This window comes from Pseudomonas sp. DY-1 (assembly GCF_003626975.1).
Classification (GTDB): Bacteria; Pseudomonadota; Gammaproteobacteria; order Pseudomonadales; family Pseudomonadaceae; genus Metapseudomonas.
Genome location: NZ_CP032616.1, coordinates 3,129,261 through 3,148,084, shown reverse-complemented (window position 1 = coordinate 3,148,084; position 18,824 = coordinate 3,129,261). Strand labels below are relative to the sequence as shown.

Annotated in this window: 18 protein-coding genes; 9 read left to right on the top strand and 9 right to left on the bottom strand. The window is 63.2% G+C overall.

Translation table 11 applies throughout. The features are described 5' to 3' along the window. Window positions 1-5: 5 nt before the first annotated feature. Complete coding sequence (locus tag D6Z43_RS14855) at window positions 6-569, bottom strand: helix-turn-helix domain-containing protein (protein ID WP_120652927.1); 564 nt, start codon at window positions 567-569, stop codon at window positions 6-8. A 160-nt stretch (window positions 570-729) separates the two neighbouring features. Here D6Z43_RS14855 and D6Z43_RS14850 point away from each other — a divergent pair, with 160 nt between their 5' ends. Next, entirely contained in the window at window positions 730-1,947 is a 1,218-nt protein-coding gene (locus D6Z43_RS14850) for a Xaa-Pro peptidase family protein (RefSeq protein ID WP_120652926.1), read from the top strand. A 192-nt stretch (window positions 1,948-2,139) separates the two neighbouring features. Here D6Z43_RS14850 and D6Z43_RS14845 read toward each other — a convergent pair whose 3' ends face one another. From D6Z43_RS14845 to D6Z43_RS14835, 3 genes are all read right to left on the bottom strand, one after another. Continuing rightward, window positions 2,140-3,726 carry an ABC transporter substrate-binding protein gene (locus D6Z43_RS14845; protein ID WP_120652925.1) on the bottom strand — a complete coding sequence of 529 codons (1,587 nt, stop codon included), beginning with the start codon at window positions 3,724-3,726 and terminating at the stop codon, window positions 2,140-2,142. A 198-nt stretch (window positions 3,727-3,924) separates the two neighbouring features. Continuing rightward, entirely contained in the window at window positions 3,925-5,526 is a 1,602-nt protein-coding gene (locus D6Z43_RS14840; protein WP_120652924.1) for an ABC transporter substrate-binding protein, read from the bottom strand. 212 nt (window positions 5,527-5,738) lie between these two features. Further along, entirely contained in the window at window positions 5,739-6,455 is a 717-nt protein-coding gene (locus D6Z43_RS14835) for an SIMPL domain-containing protein (RefSeq protein WP_120652923.1), read from the bottom strand. Window positions 6,456-6,798: 343 nt separating this feature from the next. On the opposite strand from D6Z43_RS14835, the gene D6Z43_RS14830 reads away from it, so the two are divergent. The 3 genes from D6Z43_RS14830 (at window position 6,799) to D6Z43_RS14820 (ending at window position 9,694) form a co-directional block, all read left to right on the top strand. Next, window positions 6,799-8,055: an ATP-binding protein gene (locus tag D6Z43_RS14830; RefSeq protein ID WP_120652922.1), complete on the top strand. Its 1,257-nt coding sequence runs from the start codon at window positions 6,799-6,801 to the stop codon at window positions 8,053-8,055. Window positions 8,056-8,079: 24 nt separating this feature from the next. Continuing rightward, the gene (locus D6Z43_RS14825) at window positions 8,080-8,640 is read left to right on the top strand and encodes a response regulator transcription factor (RefSeq protein ID WP_120652921.1); all 561 of its coding nucleotides are present in this window, start codon (window positions 8,080-8,082) and stop codon (window positions 8,638-8,640) included. Between the two features lie 112 nt (window positions 8,641-8,752). Continuing rightward, complete coding sequence (locus tag D6Z43_RS14820) at window positions 8,753-9,694, top strand: AEC family transporter (RefSeq protein WP_120652920.1); 942 nt, start codon at window positions 8,753-8,755, stop codon at window positions 9,692-9,694. 52 nt (window positions 9,695-9,746) lie between these two features. Here D6Z43_RS14820 and D6Z43_RS14815 read toward each other — a convergent pair whose 3' ends face one another. The 5 genes from D6Z43_RS14815 to gatC form a co-directional block, all read right to left on the bottom strand. Then, window positions 9,747-10,124: a carboxymuconolactone decarboxylase family protein gene (locus tag D6Z43_RS14815; RefSeq protein ID WP_120652919.1), complete on the bottom strand. Its 378-nt coding sequence runs from the start codon at window positions 10,122-10,124 to the stop codon at window positions 9,747-9,749. A gap of 13 nt (window positions 10,125-10,137) precedes the next feature. Continuing rightward, entirely contained in the window at window positions 10,138-10,527 is a 390-nt protein-coding gene (locus D6Z43_RS14810) for a septal ring lytic transglycosylase RlpA family protein (protein ID WP_120655273.1), read from the bottom strand. 56 nt (window positions 10,528-10,583) lie between these two features. After that, complete coding sequence (gatB, locus tag D6Z43_RS14805) at window positions 10,584-12,029, bottom strand: Asp-tRNA(Asn)/Glu-tRNA(Gln) amidotransferase subunit GatB (RefSeq protein ID WP_120652918.1); 1,446 nt, start codon at window positions 12,027-12,029, stop codon at window positions 10,584-10,586. Window positions 12,030-12,137: 108 nt separating this feature from the next. Then, entirely contained in the window at window positions 12,138-13,589 is a 1,452-nt protein-coding gene (gene gatA, locus D6Z43_RS14800) for an Asp-tRNA(Asn)/Glu-tRNA(Gln) amidotransferase subunit GatA (protein WP_120652917.1), read from the bottom strand. 14 nt (window positions 13,590-13,603) lie between these two features. Next, window positions 13,604-13,891 (bottom strand): Asp-tRNA(Asn)/Glu-tRNA(Gln) amidotransferase subunit GatC, encoded by a 288-nt coding sequence (gene gatC / locus D6Z43_RS14795; RefSeq protein ID WP_120652916.1) that lies wholly within the window; start codon window positions 13,889-13,891, stop codon window positions 13,604-13,606. Window positions 13,892-14,109: 218 nt separating this feature from the next. Here gatC and mreB point away from each other — a divergent pair, with 218 nt between their 5' ends. From mreB to rng, 5 genes are all read left to right on the top strand, one after another. Continuing rightward, complete coding sequence (gene mreB / locus D6Z43_RS14790) at window positions 14,110-15,147, top strand: rod shape-determining protein MreB (RefSeq protein ID WP_069082281.1); 1,038 nt, start codon at window positions 14,110-14,112, stop codon at window positions 15,145-15,147. Between the two features lie 80 nt (window positions 15,148-15,227). Then, entirely contained in the window at window positions 15,228-16,226 is a 999-nt protein-coding gene (gene mreC, locus D6Z43_RS14785) for a rod shape-determining protein MreC (RefSeq protein WP_371924225.1), read from the top strand. Further along, a complete protein-coding gene (mreD, locus tag D6Z43_RS14780) occupies window positions 16,226-16,714 on the top strand; it encodes a rod shape-determining protein MreD (RefSeq protein ID WP_120652914.1) in 489 nt (162 codons plus the stop codon). The genes mreC and mreD overlap by 1 nt, the downstream gene beginning before the upstream one ends. Before the next feature lie 51 nt (window positions 16,715-16,765). Beyond that, a complete protein-coding gene (locus tag D6Z43_RS14775; RefSeq protein ID WP_120652913.1) occupies window positions 16,766-17,356 on the top strand; it encodes a nucleoside triphosphate pyrophosphatase in 591 nt (196 codons plus the stop codon). A gap of 9 nt (window positions 17,357-17,365) precedes the next feature. Further along, complete coding sequence (gene rng, locus D6Z43_RS14770) at window positions 17,366-18,823, top strand: ribonuclease G (RefSeq protein WP_120652912.1); 1,458 nt, start codon at window positions 17,366-17,368, stop codon at window positions 18,821-18,823. Window position 18,824: the final 1 nt, after the last annotated feature.

Here is an 18,824-nt window from a genome sequence, read left to right as displayed (position 1 = left end):
GCCGGTCAGGGCGTGGGATGGTCGTCGAAAAGACCCATGGTGGTGACGGTCAGAACCTCGGCGACTTCGTCGCCGGAATTGGCGAGGAAATGCGGCTTGGCGGCATCGAAATGGACCGAATCGCCTGGGCCGAGCGGGTAGTTGCGACCTTCGATGGTGTAGACGATCTGTCCGGTCAGCACATAGGCGAACTCGGAGCCTTCGTGGGAAATGAGTTCGGACTGGTAACCCACCGGCATGCTCATCTTCACTGCATTGATGAGGTTGCCGGGGAAGTTGCTGGACAGGCGCTCGTAGGCCAGCGGCTGGCCGCCGATGGTGTAGCGCACGCGCTGACCGTGGTGGGAATCGGGCTGGTGCTGGACGGGCTGGTCGAACAGGGCGTTGAGTGGAATCCCCAGCGATCTGGCGATGTTCGCCAGGGAGGAGATCGACACACCGGTGAGGTTGCGTTCCGCCTGGGACAGGAAACTGGCCGTGAGACCCGACTCGGCGGCGACTTGGTTCAGGGTCTTGTTGGCGGCGCGGCGATAGCGGCGCAACCGTTCGCCGATCTGTTCTACGGTCATTGGCGTGGCTCTTGTTCTGAAGGGCGCCAGTATAACGGGCGGCGCATTGTAGAAAAGGCTTGTCGCCTTATTGAAATTAAGTGGGACTGAAAATTGGCGTTGACGATAATTTAAGTGGAACTTAAATTCGGCGCACTGCAACACGACTCGGGAGAACAACATGACAGTAGGTGTAGGCGGCAAGACTTCGGAACAGGCACTGGCTGGCCTGTCGAGCATGGTCGCGGGAATGGGCCCGATCGGCCTCGGCGAGTACCAGGCGCGCATTGCCAAGGCCCAGGGCCTGATGCGTGACCAGGGCATCGCGGCCATCTACCTGAATGCCGGCAGCAACCTGCGCTACTTCACCGGGGTTAAGTGGAGCCCGAGCGAACGCATGGTCGGCGCCGTGCTCCCTGCCAATGGCCAACTGGCCTATATCGCCCCAGCGTTCGAGGAGGGCACCATTCGCGATTTTCGCGAGGTGGACGGTGTTATCCACACCTGGCAGGAACACGAGAGCCCCTATCGCCTGCTGCTGGAGATGCTGGTCGGCATGGGCATCGCTGCCGACGCCAAGGTTGGTCTGTGTCCGTCGCTGGCCTTCTTCATGTACGACGGTATCCGCCGCCTCGACTCGGGCTTCGATTTCATCGATGCAGCCTGTGTGATCAACCCCTGCCGCTTCCACAAGTCCGCGACCGAGCTGGCGCTGATGCAGCGCGCCAAGGACATGACCCTGGAAGTGCACAAAGCTGCCGCGAGCATCCTGCGCGAGGGCATCAGCACCACCGAAGTTGCCGAGTTCATCCACCAGGCGCACCGCAAGGTGGGCGCGCCGGGTTCGACGTTCTGCATCGTGCTGTTCGGTGAGGCCAGCGCGTTTCCACACGGCGTGAAGCATGCGCAGGTACTCAAGGACGGCGACATGGTGCTGATCGACACCGGTTGCCAGCTCCATGGCTATCAGTCGGATATCACTCGCAGCTACGTGTTCGGGACACCGAGCGAACGCCAGCGCGCCTTGTGGAACACCGAGAAGGCCGCACAGCAGGCCGCCTTCGACGCCGCACGTCTGGGTGAGCCCTGCGCGGTGGTGGACGCTGCGGCCCGCCGCAGCCTGGAGGCTGCCGGTCTGGGCCCGGACTACCAACTGCCCGGCCTGCCCCATCGCACTGGTCACGGTATCGGAATGGATATCCATGAAGGTCCCTACCTGGTACGCGGCGACGCGACGCCGCTGGCCGAGGGCATGTGCTTCTCCAACGAGCCGATGATCTGCGTGCCGGGCGAGTTCGGTATTCGCCTGGAGGACCACTTCTACATGACCGCGTCCGGGCCACGCTGGTTTACCCAGCCGAGCCATTCCATCGACGATCCGTTCGGGTTGGAGGCCTGAGGGCAGGTCTTCGACCTGCTTTCGCGACTGAGGTCGCTCCCACGGGGACAGTGCAAGGCTGAGCGCCGGCACGGACGCCCTCCTCGCCCTCTGGGAGAGGGCTGGGGTGAGGGACGTCGAGGTCCGCTCTGACTCTGAAGGGCAGGCCTGTGGTCTGCTTGGCGAATGAATTCGCCTCTACAGGGAAACGGTCTACGGGTTCACCTTAACCCGCGCGAAATTGTTCGATCCCATCGGGTTCAGCTGGAACCCCTCCACGCCTTTGCGCACAGCAGCGAACTGCTTGGGATGCGCGAGGGGAATCCACGGCGCCTGTTCGTGGAAGATCGCCAGGGCCTGGCGATAGAGCTCTGCGCGCCGGGTCGGATCGGTGATGGCGCGGGCCTCGCGGATCAGGCCGTCGAATTCCTGGTTGCACCAGCCGGCCTGGTTCTCACCGGACTTCGCCGCTGCGCAGGACAGGTTCGGCGTGAGGAAGTTGTCCGGGTCGCCGTTGTCGCCAGCCCAGCCCATGAACACCAGGTCGTGTTCACCGTTCTTGGCGCGCTTGATCAGCTCGCCCCATTCATACACACGAATCTCCGCCTTGATGCCGATCGCGGCCAGATCGGCTTGGAGCATCTGTGCGCCAATGCCGGGATTGGGGTTGGTCGGGCCACCGCCGGGGCGGGTCCAGATGGCGAGTTTGAAGCCATCCTTGTGACCGGCCTCAGCCATTAGCTGCCGCGCCTTCGCCGGGTCGTGGGGCCACGGCACGATCTTGTCGTTGAAGCCCAGCAGGGTGGCCGGGTACGGCGCAACGGAGAGGCTCGCGTTGCCCTCGCCGAACTGCGCGCGCAAGTAAGCACGAGTGTCGAAGGCCAGGTTGATGGCCTGGCGCACACGGACGTCATCCAGCGGGGGATGGCGGGTGTTGATGCCGACGTAGGCAGTGAGCAGGGAGTCCAGCTCAAGCACTTGCAGCTCCGGCTCCTGGCGCAGGCCGGCGATGTCCGTGGGGCGTGGGTAGACCGCTATATGACAGGCGTCGGCCTTGAGCTGCTGTACGCGTACATTGGGATCGGGGGTGATGGCGAACAGCAGTTTCTCCACCGCTGGCTTGCCTGCCCAGTACGTCGGGTTGGCATGGAAACGGATCTGCGCATCCTTTCGGTAGCGCTCGAAGACGAAGGGGCCAGTCCCTACCGGCTCGCGGTTGAGCTGGTCCGTCTTGCCGGCTTTCAGCAACTGGTCGGCGTATTCGGCGGAATAGATGGAGGTGAAGCCCATGGCCAGGTCGGCCAGGAAGGGCGCCTCGGGGTGTTTCAGGGTGAAGCGTACGCGGTGCTCGCCGAGTTTCTCGATGCGCTCGATCAACTGGGCGAAGGCCATGGATTCGGCATAGGGGAATCCGCGCGGGGACAGCTTGTGCCAGGGATGCCTGGGGTCCAGTTGGCGCTGGAAGCTCCAGAGCACGTCGTCGGCGTTGAACTCGCGGCTGGGGGTGAACCAGGGCGTGCTGTGGAAGGTGACTCCCTTGCGCAGCTCGAACTCGTAGGCCAGGCCGTCCGGGCTGATGCTCCAGCTTTCCGCCAGGCCCGGTTGCAGCCGGGTGCTGCCGGGAGCGAACTGCACCAGGCGGTCGAAGACGGTTTCGGCGGAGGCATCGGCCGTGGTGGCGGCGGTGTACTGGACGATATCGAAGCCCTCGGGGCTGGCTTCGGTGCAGACCACCAGGGACTGGCTGGCCATTGAATAGAGGGGAAGGCACAGAGCGAGGGACAACAGGCTTCGGCGCATCGGACTTCCTTGATGGGGTAAACGAAACGGAGCCCGAACAGGCGGTGTGAAAATTGCTGCGCTTGGTGATGCTGCGTTGAAGACCGCCTCAAAATGCTCATTTACAACTCGTAAACTGTGCTTTTTCGGCGGTCTTCGCTTTGCCTGACCTTCGCTCGCGACGTTTTCACATAGCCTGTGAAGGCCCCGTTTGCCGGCTTACTTGCCGACGCTCACGCCATAGAAGGAGTTGAGCGCGAACGGGCTGATCTTGAAGTCCTGCACGTTCTTGCGCATCGGTTGGTAGACCGTGGAGTGGGCGATCGGGGTGATCGGCACGTTGTCCTTGAGGATGTGCTGGGCCTGCTTGTACATCTCGGTACGCTTGGCCTGATCCGGAGTGGCCTTGGCTTGCTTGATCAGCTTGTCGTAGCTGGCGTCGCACCACTTGGAGAAGTTGTTGCCGTCGACAGCGTCGCAACCGTAGAGGGTACCCAGCCAGTTGTCCGGGTCACCGTTGTCGCCGCTCCAGCCGATCAGCATGGCGTCGTGCTCGCCGCCCTTGGCGCGCTTGATGTACTCGCCCCATTCGTAGGTGACGATCTTGGCCTTGATGCCTACCTTGGCCCAGTCGGACTGAAGCATTTCGGCCATCAGCTTGGCGTTAGGGTTGTACGGACGCTGAACCGGCATGGCCCAGAGGGTGATTTCGGTGCCTTCGGCAACGCCGGCGGCTTTCAGCAGTTCCTTGGCCTTCTCCGGGTTGTAGCCGGCGTCCTTGATGGACTCGTCGTAGGACCACTGGGTCGGCGGCATGCCGTTCACGGCCAGCTGGCCAGCGCCCTGGTAGACGGCGTCGATGATGGCTTTCTTGTTCACTGCCATGTCCAGCGCCTGGCGCACTTCAAGCTTGTCGAACGGCTTGTGGGTGACGTTGTAGGCGATGTAGCCGAGGTTGAAGCCCGGCTGCGACGGCATGTTCAGGTTGGCGTCTTTCTTCAGCGAATCCAGGTCGGCCGGACGCGGGAAGAGGGTGACCTGGCATTCGCCAGCCTTGAGCTTCTGCATGCGCACCGAGGCGTCGGTGTTGATGGCGAAGATCAGGTTGTCGATCTTCACCTCGCCCGGCAGCCAGTAGTCCTTGTTGCCCTTGAAGCGAATCTGCGCGTCTTTCTGGTAACGGCTGAACACGAACGGGCCGGTGCCGATGGGCTTCTGGTTGATGTCGGCGGCCTTGCCGGCCTTCAACAACTGGTCGGCGTATTCGGCGGACTGGATGGAGGCGAAGCTCATGGCCAGGTTCTGGATAAAGGCTGCATCCACGCCATTGAGGGTGAACTTGACGGTGTTGTCGTCGACCTTCTCCACCTTGGCGATGTTGGCGTCCATGCCCATGTCGGTGAAGTAGGGGAATTCGGTGGGGTACGCCTTGCGGAACGGGTGGTCCTTGTCGAGCATGCGCTGGAAGGTGAAGAGCACGTCGTCGGCGTTGAATTCGCGGGTCGGCTTGAAGTAGTCGGTGGTGTGGAACTTCACGCCCTTGCGCAGGTGGAAGGTGTAGCTGAGGCCATCGGGGGATACGTCCCACTTCTCGGCCAGGCCCGGGATAACCGCGGTACCGCCACGCTCGAACTGGGTCAGGCGGTTGAATACGGTTTCAGCGGCGGCGTCGAAGTCGGTGCCGGTGGTGTATTGGCCCGGGTCGAAACCGGCGGGGCTGCCTTCGGAGCAGAACACCAGGTTGCTTGCAGCACTGGCGAAAGGTGCGCTGGCGATCAGCCCAGCGGCGACAAGTGCCTGGATGACGGCGTTTTTACGCATGTTGACCTCATGTTTATTCTGTTTGTCATCTTGAGGGGCCCTTTGTGAGGGCCTTGCGAGAAGCTATGCAGGGCATATGCCCGACGCAATAGCTGGACCGGAAAGAGTGTAGTAGGTGGAATAAAGCTGTAAGGCCTTGTCGCAATTCTGCAAATCCAGGCCGCGGGCGAGGGGAGGGCGCAGCCCCGCAAACGGCAGCGCCCAGCGCCTGATCAGGGCATCTGCACTTCGATGGTGCCGTCTGCACTGACGCTGACGCGGCTGGTGCCGGCTTCGATCTCGGGGGCGGCGGCGCCATCGGCGTAACCCTTGGCAGCCATGGCACGCATCATGATCGGCTGTGGCGGCTGGAAGCCGGCGCTGTTCAGGCTCAGGTTGACCAGCTTGTAGCCCTTGCCGCCGAGGGCGTCGGTAGCCAGTTGTGCGCGGGCTTTAAAGGCGTCCACGGCCTGTTTGATCAGATCGTCTTCGTGGGTCTTGCGGGTCTTCTCGGCGATGCTGAAGTTCATCCCCGCCATCTTCAGGTCACCCAGCATATCGGCGCTGAGCTGGGACAGGGTGGCGAAGTCGGCACTCTCCAGGCGAAGTTCCGCGCGCTCGCGCCAGGCGGTGATCTTCTGGCCTTTCTCGTCGTACACCGGGTAGCTGTTGCGGCTGCCCAGGCTGACGGTCACGCCCTTGGCCTTGCGGGCCTTTTCCACGGCGGCGTTGAGGGTGCGGGTGATCTCGTCGGCGAGCTTGGCCGGGTCGGTGTTCTGCGACTCGCTATAAAGAGTGACGTGCATCAGGTCATGGGCCACTTCCTGGCTGACCTCGGCACGTACGGCTACCTGGTTGTAGTGCACATCGTCGGCCGCCTGGGCCGAGAGGCTGCCAAGGCTGGCGGCGCAAAGGGCAAGGGCGGCGGCGAGGCGAGTGAACTTGGGCATGACGACTCCTTGTGGGACAGGTTTCCGCGCGGGTTGCGCGGTGTTTCTCCGTATTGGACGAGGGTAAACGGCCATTCGGGTTAACGGCGACGCAAATTGACCAGAAATCGGGACGGTTGTTCCAGCCAATGCTGGCTTTCTGATTGTGGGGGAGTTCATTCGCCAGGCAGGCCGCAGGTCTGCCCTGGGAAGTCGAGGGGGCAGCTGCGCCTTCCTTGGCGAATGGGTTCGCTCCTACAGAAGTTCCATTGCCGCCCCGGCGTGGACTCACTGCGGCGAGTTGCCGCACAGAGGCGGGCCGAGGTGTGCCTTGGTTATACTCCGGCGATTCCTGGGAGTGCACATGCTAGAACCCGTACAACTTCTGTCTGCCAGCCGCCAGAACCTACTGCGGCTGACCCTGATTCGCATCCTCGTCCTGGCCGCCCAGGCCGGTTCGGTAGGACTTGCCTACAAGGCCCAGCTGCTGCAATTGCCCTGGATCGCTCTGAGCCTGACTCTCGGGGTCTCGCTGGTACTTTGCGTCGGCACGGCCTTGCGTCTGCGCGGCCCCTGGCCGGTGACGGAGCTGGAGTACTCCGTCCAACTCGGCTTCGACCTGGTTATCCACAGTGTGCTGCTGTACTTCTCGGGGGGCTCCACCAACCCCTTCGTTTCCTATTACCTGGTGCCGCTGACCATCGCCGCGGCGACCCTGCCCTGGCTCTACACCCTGACCCTCTCCGGTCTCGCGTTGGCGGCGTACACCCTGCTGCTGGTGTTGTTCCATCCGTTGGAGATGCCTACTGGCCAGCGTGAGTCCCTGCTGATTTACGGCATGTGGCTGAGCTTTGCCCTGGCGGCGGCGCTGATCACCTTCTTCGTCGCCCGCATGGCCGACGAACTGCGTCGACAGGACCAGTTGCAGGCGGTGCGCCGTGAAGAAAGCATGCGCGACCAGCAGTTGCTGGCCGTGGCCACCCAGGCCGCTGGCGCTGCCCACGAGCTGGGCACCCCGCTGGCGACCATGAGCGTGCTACTCAAGGAGCTGCGCCAGGAGCATGGCGACAAGCCCAGCCTGCAGGACGACCTGGCCCTGTTGCAGGAGCAGGTGATGCTATGCAAGGACACCTTGCAGCACTTGGTGCGTGCTGCCGAAGCTGATCGTCGCCAGGCGGTGGTGGAACAGTCGGTGATCGAGTGGCTGGAAGTCACCCTCAACCGCTGGCACCTGATGCGTCCGGAAGCCACCTACCGCTACCAGTGCATGGGACTTGGCGTGGCGCCCCGGTTGAAACCGCCGGCAGACCTGTCCCAGGCATTGCTGAACCTGCTAAACAACGCCGCCGATGCCTGCCCGGAAAAGCTCGACATTCGCGTCAACTGGGACCACCAGTGGATGGTACTGACCATCCGCGACCATGGCGCCGGCGTCCCCCTGGCTATTGCCGAGCAACTGGGGCGGCCATTCTTTACCACCAAGGGCAAGGGTTTCGGTCTTGGTCTGTTCCTGAGCCAGGCCAGCGTTACCCGTGCCGGCGGTACGGTTAAACTTTATAACCATGAAGAAGGCGGCACCCTGACTGAGTTGCGCCTGCCGCGCAGTTACGGCGTCGCCTGAGTGCCTTGACGAAGAGGAAGCGAGATGACTGACGAACCCCTGATCGAAGGCGAAGAACAACCCCATCTGCTGCTGGTGGACGATGATGCCACCTTCACCCGCGTGATGGCCCGGGCCATGGCCCGCCGCGGGCTGCGCGTAACGGTCGCGGGCTCCGCCGAAGAAGGCCTGCTGCTGGCCAAGGACGACCTGCCCGACTACGCCGTGCTGGACCTGAAGATGGACGGCGATTCCGGCCTGGTGCTGCTGCCCAAGCTGCTCGAGCTGGATGCGGAGATGCGCGTGGTGATCCTCACCGGCTATTCGAGCATCGCCACCGCTGTGGAAGCCATCAAGCGCGGTGCCACCAACTACCTGTGCAAGCCTGCCGACGCCGACGACGTTCTGACCGCGCTGCTCTCCGAGCATGCCGACCTGGACAGCCTGGTGCCGGAAAACCCGATGTCGGTGGACCGCCTGCAGTGGGAGCACATCCAGCGTGTGCTGGCCGAGCATGATGGCAACATCTCCGCCACCGCCCGTGCCTTGGGCATGCACCGCCGGACCTTGCAGCGCAAGCTGCAGAAGCGTCCCGTGCGCCGCTGACCCTTCATTGCTCGCTCTTTGTGGGGGTGAGTGAATTCGCCCCCACAAGGTAATTTCCTTTCCGCCCTTGGTATCCTTAGCCGCCTAACTATTCCCTCCGCCAAGGTTCGCCATGCTCGCCGTCGTTCAGCAGACCCTCAGCATCACCGCTCCGGTGTTCTCCATGCTGTTCCTGGGCGTGGGTCTCAAGCGCCTCGGCTGGATCGACGATTCCTTCGTCAACACTGCATCGTCACTGGTGTTCAAGGGCACGATGCCGACGCTGCTGTTCCTCGGGATCGTCCAGGCGGACCTGCGCACGGCGTTGCAGCCGGCGCTCATCGCCTATTTCGTTGCGGCGACCATCGTCTGTTTCCTGATCGGCTGGGGCTGGGCGATCCTGCGCTGCCCGGCAGAGGATCGCGGCATCTACACGCAGGGCGCCTTCCGCGGCAACAACGGCATCATCGGCCTGGCCCTGGCCACCAGCATGTACGGCGACTACGGCCTGTCGGTGGGTAGCATCCTCGGCGCGGTAGTGATCCTCAGCTACAACACGCTCTCTTCGATCGTACTGGCGATCTACAGTCCGAATGCCAAGAGCGACCCGCTGAGCCTTGCCAGAAGCATCATCAGCAACCCTCTGATCATCGGTGTGCTGGCAGCCGTTCCGGTCGCCTACTGGCAATTGCCGCTGCCGAAATGGCTGATGACGTCGGGCGAGTACTTCGCACAGATGACCCTGCCGCTGGCGCTGATCTGCATCGGCGGCACCCTGTCGCTGGCTTCCCTGCGTTCCAGCGGCAAGATCGCGGTCAGCGCCAGTCTGATGAAGATGGTCTGGCTGCCGATCCTGGCGACCTGCGGCGCCTGGCTGTGCGGGTTCCGCGAGGCGGACCTGGCGATCCTGTTCCTCTACTTCGCCAGCCCGACCGCTGCGGCAAGCTTCGTCATGGCCCGCGCGGTGAACGCCAACCACGAACTGGCAGCGGCCATCATCGTGATGACTACCCTGGCGGCAGTTGTAACTACCAATATCGGGCTGTTCGTGTTGCAGTGGGCGGGCTGGATCTGAGAGCCAGTTTGGAGGTGGTCCGGATGAAAACCTCGAAGCGGGCGAGGGGGGATCAAGCCTTCTGGTAGTCGTCGATGACTTCCTGGGCAGCGCGGAAGGCGTCGATAGCGGCGGGAACGCCGGCGTAGACGGCGCAGTGCAGCAGCGCTTCGCGAATTTCCTCGACCGTGCAGCCATTGTTCAGTGCGCCCCGCACGTGGCCTTTCAGTTCTTGCGGGCACTTCAGTGCGGTGAGGGCAGCAAGGGTAATCAGGCTGCGGGTCTTGCGCGGCAGCCCTTCGCGGTTCCATACGCCGCCCCAGGCATGCTCGTTGACGAAGTCCTGCAGCGGTTGGGTGAACTCGGTGGCATTGCCCAGGGCGCGGTCGACGAAGGCGTCGCCCATGACTTCCCGGCGCACCTGCAGGCCGGATTTGCGTTCTTCGCTCATTGTGATTCTCCAGTCAGTCGAGGGATTCCACGCGCACGGGTGCCACGCCGGCCCGCAGCATGCCCAGCCGTTCGGCAGCCTCGCGCGACAGGTCGATGATCCGGCCACGGACATGTGGGCCGCGATCGTTGATGCGAACCACCACCGTGCGGTCGTTGTTCAGGTTGGTCACCTTGACCCGGCTACCGAAAGGCAAGGTGCGGTGAGCGGCAGTGAGGGCGTGTTGGTCGAAGCGCTCGCCGCTTGCAGTGCGCTTGCCATGGTGCCGGGAACCGTAATAGGACGCCTTGCCTTCGGCGCGATAGCCATGGCCGCTTTCTCCATTGCCACTACCGAAAGGGCTCGTGCTGCAGCCAGCAAGCACAAGAGCGAACGTGGGAACCCAGAGCAGGGATCGAAACATCGTGCATGCCTCGGACAAGAAAACGCCGGGCATGCCCGGCGTCCTCAAAGGGTGTTTCAACCTTCGAGCTTCTTCTTGAGCAAATCGTTCACCTGGCCAGGGTTGGCCTTGCCCTTGGACGCCTTCATGGCCTGGCCGACGAAGAAGCCGAACATCTTCGCGCGCTTGGCTTCGTCGCTGGCGCGGTACTGTTCGACCTGAGCAGCGTTGGCGGCCAACACTTCGTCCAGCATGGATTCGATGGCGCCGCTGTCGGTGACCTGCTTCAGACCTTTCTTCTCGATGATCTCGTCGGCGGAACCTTCGCCTGCGGCCATGGCTTCGAAGACCATCTTGGCGATCTTGCCGGAGATGGTGTTGTCCTTGATGCGCAGGATCATGCCGCCCAACTGCTCGGCGGAAACCGGAGACTGCTCAATCTCCAGGCCTTCCTTGTTGAGCAGGCTGGCCAATTCGACCATTACCCAGTTCGCGGCGAGCTTGGCGTCACCGCAGGCCTTGAATACGGCCTCGAAGTAATCGGCCATTTCACGGCTTGCGGAGAGCACACTGGCGTCGTAGGCAGACAGGCCGAACTCGCTCTGGAAACGCTCGCGCTTCTGATTCGGGAGCTCAGGCAGCTGGCTGCGGACTTCATCGAGGAAGCTCTGCTCGATCATCACCGGCAGCAGGTCGGGGCAGGGGAAGTAACGGTAGTCGTTGGCTTCTTCCTTGCCGCGCATGGAGCGGGTTTCGTCCTTGTTCGGGTCGTACAGGCGAGTTTCCTGTATCACCTTGCCACCATCCTCGATCAGCTCGATCTGACGCTGGATCTCGTGGTTGATGGCCTTTTCGATGAAGCGGAACGAGTTGACGTTCTTGATCTCGGCGCGAGTGCCGAACGCAGCCTGGCCTTTCGGGCGAACCGACACGTTGCAGTCGCAGCGCAGGGAGCCTTCGGCCATGTTGCCGTCACAGATGCCCAGGTAGCGAACCAGGGCGTGGATGGCCTTGACGTAGGCCACCGCTTCCTTGGCACTGCGGATATCCGGCTCGGAAACGATTTCCAGCAGCGGCGTGCCGGCACGGTTCAGGTCGATGCCGCTCATGCCGTGGAAGTCTTCATGCAGGCTCTTGCCGGCGTCTTCTTCCAGGTGCGCGCGGGTAATACCGATGCGCTTGACGGTGCCGTCTTCCAGCGTGATGTCGAGGAAGCCCTTGCCGACAATCGGCAGGTCCATCTGGCTGGTCTGGTAGCCCTTGGGCAGATCCGGATAGAAGTAGTTCTTGCGGGCGAAGACGTTCTTCTCGGCGATTTCGGCGTCGATGGCCAGGCCGAACTTGCAGGCCATGCGAACCGCTTCCGCGTTCAGCACCGGCAGGGTGCCGGGCATGCCGAGGTCAACCAGGCTGGCCTGGGTGTTTGGCTCGGCGCCGAAGGTGGTGGCGCTGCCGGAGAAAATCTTCGATTGGGTGCTGAGCTGGGCATGAATTTCCAGCCCGATGACGGTTTCCCATTGCATTTGTGGTGTTCCTCAATCCTGCTGTGCCTGAGCAGTCCCTCTCCCGCCCCTTCGGGCCACCCTCTCCCTGGAGGGAGAGGGGAAAAGGACGCATGGCGTTGCCATGGCTTAGAAGCCGGCCGGAGCGCGTTTGTGCCAGTCAGTCGCTTGCTGGTACTGGTGGGCGACGTTGAGCAGGCGGCTTTCCTGGAAGTAGGGCGCCAGCAGCTGCACGCCGACCGGCAGGCCATCGATGAAGCCGGCAGGCATGGAGAGTCCCGGCACGCCCGCCAGGTTGGCGGTGATGGTGTAGATATCTTCCAGGTACTGTGCGACCGGGTCGTTGTTTTTCTCGCCGAGTTTCCAGGCCGGGTTCGGCGTAGTCGGGCCGAGGATCACGTCGACCTCATTGAAGGCGCTGATGAAGTCATTCTTGATCAGGCGGCGGATCTTCTGTGCCTTCAGGTAGTAGGCGTCGTAGTAGCCGGCCGACAGGGCGTAGGTGCCGACCATGATGCGACGCTTCACTTCGGCGCCAAAGCCTTCGGCGCGGGAGCGCTTGTACAGGTCTTCCAGGTTCTGCGGGTTCTCGCAGCGATAGCCGAAGCGCACGCCGTCGAAACGCGACAGGTTGGAGGAGGCTTCCGCCGGCGCGATCACGTAGTACGCCGGGATGGCGTGCTGCATGTTCGGCAGGCTGATTTCCTTGACGGTGGCACCGAGCTTCTTCAGCTCTTCGACCACGGCCATCACCGCGTCGGCGATGCGGCTGTCGAGGCCTGCACCGAAATACTCCTTCGGCAGGCCGATGCGCAGGCCGGCCAGCGGCTGGTTCAGGCCGGCCAGGTAGTCATCCACCGGCTGGTCGACGCTGGTGGAGTCCTTCGGATCGAAGCCGGCGATGGCGCCCAGCATCAGCGCGCAGTCCTCGGCGGTGCGGGCCAGCGGTCCGCCCTGATCGAGGCTGGAGGCGTAGGCGATCATGCCCCAGCGGGAAACCCGGCCGTAGGTGGGCTTGATGCCGGTGAGGTTGGTGAAGGCGGCCGGCTGGCGAATCGAACCGCCAGTGTCGGTGCCGGTGGCAGCGGGCACCAGGCGCGCGGCGACAGCCGCGGCGGAGCCACCAGAGGAGCCGCCGGGAACGCGGTCCAGCGCCCAGGGGTTCTTCACCGCGCCGTAGTGGCTGGATTCGTTGGAGGAGCCCATGGCGAACTCGTCCATGTTCAGCTTGCCGAGGCTGACCGCGCCGGCGGCTTTGAGGCGGGCGACCACGGTGGCGTCGTAGGGAGCCTTGAAGCCGCTGAGAATCTTCGAGGCGCAGCTGGTCAGCACGCCTTCGGTGCAAAACAGGTCCTTGTGGGCGATCGGCGCGCCGAGCAGGGCGCCTTGCTCACCGGCGGAGCGCCGTGCGTCGGCTGCCTTCGCCTGTTCGATGGCCGGTTCGTCGGTGATGCTGATGAAGCTGTTCAATTGCGGATCGAGCTGGTGGATGCGCGCGAGCAGGCCGCGGGTCAGCTCTTCAGCGGAGAATTCCTTGGCGGCAAGGCCGCGGGCGATCTCGGCGAGGGTCAGTTGATGCATGGGAAACCCTTTCCTTATTCGATGACTTTGGGCACGAGGTACAGACCGTTCTCGACGGCCGGCGCAATGGCCTGGTAGGCATCGCGACGATTTTCCTCGGTGACGCTATCGGCGCGCAGGCGCTGGGTGGCGTCGAGGGGGTGGGCCATGGGTTCGATACCGTCGGTATCAACCGCTTGCATGGCGTCGATCAGGCCGAGGATGTTGTTCAGGGTCTCGGTGGTACGCGGGATATCGGCCTCGTTCAGGCCCAGTCGGGCGAGATGGGCGATTTTTTCCACGTCGGAGCGTTCAAGCGCCATCGGGGGTCTCCAACTAGAAGCGGCGTGCGTGGGCAGTCGACCGTGCGGGAATCGAGCGGGGAACGGTGCTGCGAACGGGCGGTCAAAGGCCGCGATGATGGGCCTTGCTGGCCCGGAAAAACAGGCAATTTAACATATCGGCGCCTTGCCCAAAATCCCTGTCATTGTTAGAGTTTGCCGCACTTTTTTACCCACGCGTTGCCTAGGGTCCCTCTCCCATGTTCAAGAAACTGCGTGGCATGTTTTCCAGTGATCTGTCGATCGACCTGGGCACTGCCAATACCCTTATTTACGTGCGTGAGCGCGGTATCGTCCTCAACGAGCCCTCCGTGGTCGCCATCCGTAACCACGGCAACCAGAAGAGCGTGGTAGCCGTAGGTACCGACGCCAAGCGCATGCTGGGCCGTACTCCTGGCAACATTTCCGCCATCCGTCCGATGAAGGACGGTGTGATCGCCGACTTCAGCGTCTGCGAAAAGATGCTGCAGTACTTCATCAACAAGGTTCACGAGAACAGCTTCCTGCAGCCGAGCCCACGGGTCCTGATCTGCGTGCCGTGCAAATCCACCCAGGTGGAACGCCGTGCCATCCGTGAATCCGCCCTGGGCGCAGGCGCCCGCGAAGTCTTCCTGATCGAAGAGCCCATGGCCGCCGCCATCGGTGCTGGCCTGCCGGTTGAAGAAGCCCGCGGCTCCATGGTCGTGGACATCGGTGGTGGTACTACTGAAATCGCCCTGATCTCCCTGAATGGCGTGGTTTACGCCGAATCGGTACGTGTGGGCGGCGACCGCTTCGATGAATCCATCGTCACCTATGTGCGCCGCAACTACGGCAGCCTGATCGGCGAATCCACCGCCGAGCGCATCAAGCAGGAAATCGGCACCGCCTTCCCGGGTGGCGAGACCCGCGAGATCGACGTTCGTGGCCGTAACCTGGCCGAAGGCGTACCGCGCAGCTTCACTCTGAACTCCAACGAAGTGCTGGAAGCCCTGCAGGAGTCCCTGGCGACCATCGTCCAGGCAGTGAAGAGCGCCCTGGAACAATCTCCGCCGGAACTCGCTTCCGACATCGCCGAGCGCGGCCTCGTACTGACCGGTGGTGGCGCGCTGCTGCGTGATCTGGACAAACTGCTTGCCCAGGAAACCGGCCTGCCGGTGATCGTCGCTGAAGACCCGCTGACCTGCGTCGCCCGTGGTGGCGGCCGTGCCCTGGAGATGATGGATCGCCACGCGATGGACCTGCTCTCCACCGAATAAGGTTGGAGAGCGCTTAGCCATAGGAGCGGGCCATCAAGCCGCTATTCACCAAGGGACCTTCGCTCGGCGTACGCCTTCTGGTGTTCACCGTGCTCTCGGCTGCGCTGATGGTGGTCGATGCCCGTTTCGACACCCTCAAGCCCATGCGCAGCCAGATGGGGCTGGTCCTCACGCCTTTCTATTGGTTGGCTGACCTGCCGGTGCGTGCCTGGGATGGCGTCAGCGACCAGTTCACCAGTCGCAGCACGCTGATTGCCGAGAACGAGAAACTCAAGGCCGAAGCCCTGTTGATGCAGCGTCGCCTACAGAAACTGGCGACCCTCACCGAACAGAACGTGCGCCTGCGCGAGTTGCTCAACTCCTCCGCCCTGGTGGACGAAAAGGTTCTGGTCGGTGAGTTGATCGGCGTAGACCCCAATCCCTTCACCCACCGCATCCTGATCGACAAGGGCGAGAAGGACGGTGTTTTCCTCGGCCAGCCGGTGCTCGATGCCCGCGGGCTGATGGGGCAGGTGGTCGAGGTGATGCCGTATACCGCTCGCGTACTGCTGCTGACCGATATCACCCACAGCATTCCGGTACAGGTGAACCGCAACGGCCTGCGCGCCATCGCCAGCGGCACCGGAAACCCCGAACGTCTCGAGCTGCGCCATGTGGCGGACACGGCCGATATCAAGGAAGGCGACCTGCTGGTGAGCTCCGGTCTCGGGCAGCGCTTCCCGGCCGGCTATCCGGTAGCCACGGTCAAGGAAGTCATCCATGACTCCGGCCAGCCTTTCGCTATCGTTCGTGCCGTCCCGACTGCTGCACTGAACCGCAGTCGCTACATGCTGCTGGTGTTCACCGATACCCGCAGCCCTGAGGAGCGCGCCAACGCGGCCGCCAAGGCCCAGGAGGCCGCCGACCGCGAAGCCGCGGGGCAACCTGCCCAGGGCGGCACGCCTGCCCCGGCCGCTCCGGCAGCCCAGGCACCAGCGGTCACCAGCCCCCCCGCAGCGCCTGCCGCTCCCGCCGCTACGCCCTCGCCAGCAGTGCCGAACCAGCCGCCTGCCGCGCAGAACGCCCAGGAGAGTCACTGATGGTCGGCCAGCGCTCCAACAACGGCTGGGTCATCTGGGTCAGCCTGATCCTGGCCCTGGTGCTCAGCGTCGGTCCTATCCCCAGCTTCATGGAGATCGGCCGCCCGCTCTGGCTGGCGCTCTTCCTCACTTACTGGACCCTCGCCCTGCCGCACCGCGTGGGCATGACCACAGCCTGGCTGCTGGGGCTGGCGGAGGACGTGCTCTACGGCACGCTGCTTGGGCAGAACGCCCTTATCCTCGCGCTGATCACTTTCCTGGTGCTGACGCTGCACCAGCGCTTGCGCATGTTCCCCATGTGGCAGCAGTGCCTCGTGCTGCTCGTTGTCTTCGGTCTGGCCCAGCTGGTGCAGCTGTGGCTCAATGCCCTCACCGGTAATCGTCCCCCGACCCTGGTCTTCCTGCTGCCCGCACTGGTCAGCGCGTTGCTCTGGCCCTGGGTATATGCCGCCCTGCGCGGTACGAGTCGCCGCCTCAACGTCAACTGATCGGCTTGCGGCCATGTCGCAAGCCTCTGTCCTCGACAGGGAGAAGTCCGCATGGCCACGCTGTATCTGGCTTCGGGGTCGCCGCGCCGGCGTGAATTGCTGGCGCAGATCGGCGTTCCCCATATCACCCTGATCGCCTCCATCGACGAAACCGCACAGCCTGACGAGGCTGCTTCGGCCTATGTCGAGCGCCTGGCCCGCGAGAAAGCGCTGGCCGGTCTCGCCAGCCTGTCCGTGCCGGGCGACGCCTGCGTGTTGGGAGCGGACACCGCCGTTGTGCTGGATGGCCACATCCTCGGCAAACCGGTGGATCGAGACGACGCCCTGGCGACTCTCGAGCTGCTATCCGGCCGCGAGCACGAGGTGCTCACCGCTATCGCCCTGGCCGATGCGAACCGCTGCGAAGCGCGCGTTGTTGCGAGCCGGGTGCGCTTCCGTCCCATCGCGCGCGCCGAGCTGGAAACCTATTGGGCCAGCGGTGAACCCGCCGACAAGGCCGGCAGCTACGCTATTCAGGGGCTGGGTGCGGTATTCGTCAGTCGCGTTGAAGGCAGTTATTCAGCGGTAGTGGGATTGCCGCTGCTGGAAACGGCAGAGTTGCTAGCCGATTTCGGCATTCCTTGTTGGCAGCACCTGGGATAGGTCAACGGCATGAGCGAAGAGATTCTGATCAACATCACCCCAATGGAGTCGCGTGTGGCGGTGGTGGAGAACGGCGTGTTGCAGGAGGTGCATGTCGAGCGCACCCTGCGCAGGGGCATCGTCGGCAACATCTACAAGGGCAAGGTAGTGCGGGTGCTGCCGGGTATGCAGGCGGCCTTCGTCGACATCGGCCTGGACCGTGCAGCCTTCATCCATGCATCGGAGATCAGCAACCGCGAAGGCAGTGCGGTGGAAAGCATCAGTGCCCTGGTCCACGAAGGCCAGAGTCTGGTTGTACAGGTCACCAAGGACCCCATCGGCAGCAAGGGAGCGCGCCTGACCACCCAGCTGTCGATTCCTTCGCGTTACCTCGTGTACATGCCGCGCACCAGCCATGTGGGCATTTCCCTGAAGATCGAGGACGAGGCTGAGCGTGAGCGCCTCAAGCAGGTGGTGGCCGATTGCGTCGCCGCCGAGGGCATCGAGGAGGCGGGCGGCTTCATACTGCGTACCGCTGCCGATGGAGCTCGTGCCGACGAGATTCTTGCGGACATCCGCTACCTTCGCCGCCTGTGGGAGCAGATTTCCTCGCAGATGCAGACCGCTTCATCACCATCGGTCATTTACGAAGACCTGAGCCTTGCCCTGCGGACCCTGCGCGACCTGGTCAATCCGCGCATCGAGAAGATCCGCATCGATTCACGCGAAACCTTCCAGAAGATCACCCAGTTCGTCGATGAACTGATGCCGGAAATCTCCGACCGTCTGGAGCACTACCCCGGCGAGCGGCCGATCTTTGACCTCTACGGCGTCGAGGACGAAATCCAGAAGGCCCTTGAACGCAAGGTCCTGCTGAAGTCCGGCGGTTACCTGATCATCGACCCGACGGAGGCGATGACTACCATCGACGTGAACACCGGCGCGTTCGTCGGCCACCGCACCCTCGAAGAGACCATCTTCAAGACCAACCTCGAGGCTGCCACCGCCATCGCCCGCCAGCTGCGTCTGCGCAACCTGGGCGGAATCATCATCATTGACTTCATCGACATGGAAGATGAAGAACACCAGCGCCAGGTACTGCGCACTCTGGAAAAACAGCTGGAACGCGATCACGCCAAGACCAACATCATTGGCATCACCGAGCTCGGCCTGGTGCAGATGACCCGCAAGCGCACCCGCGAGAGCCTGATCCAGGTGCTCTGCGAGCCGTGCGTCAGTTGCCAGGGACGCGGCCTGTTGAAGACTGCGGAAACCATCTGCTACGAAATCTTCCGCGAGATCCTGCGCGAAGCCCGGGCCTACCAGGCGGAAGGTTACCTGGTGCTGGCGAACCAGAAGGTCGTGGATCGCCTGCTGGACGAAGAATCGGGCAACGTCGCCGATCTGGAGGCCTTCATCGGGCGTCCGATCAAGTTCCAGGTGGAAACGATGTATTCCCAGGAACAGTACGACGTGGTCCTGCTTTGAG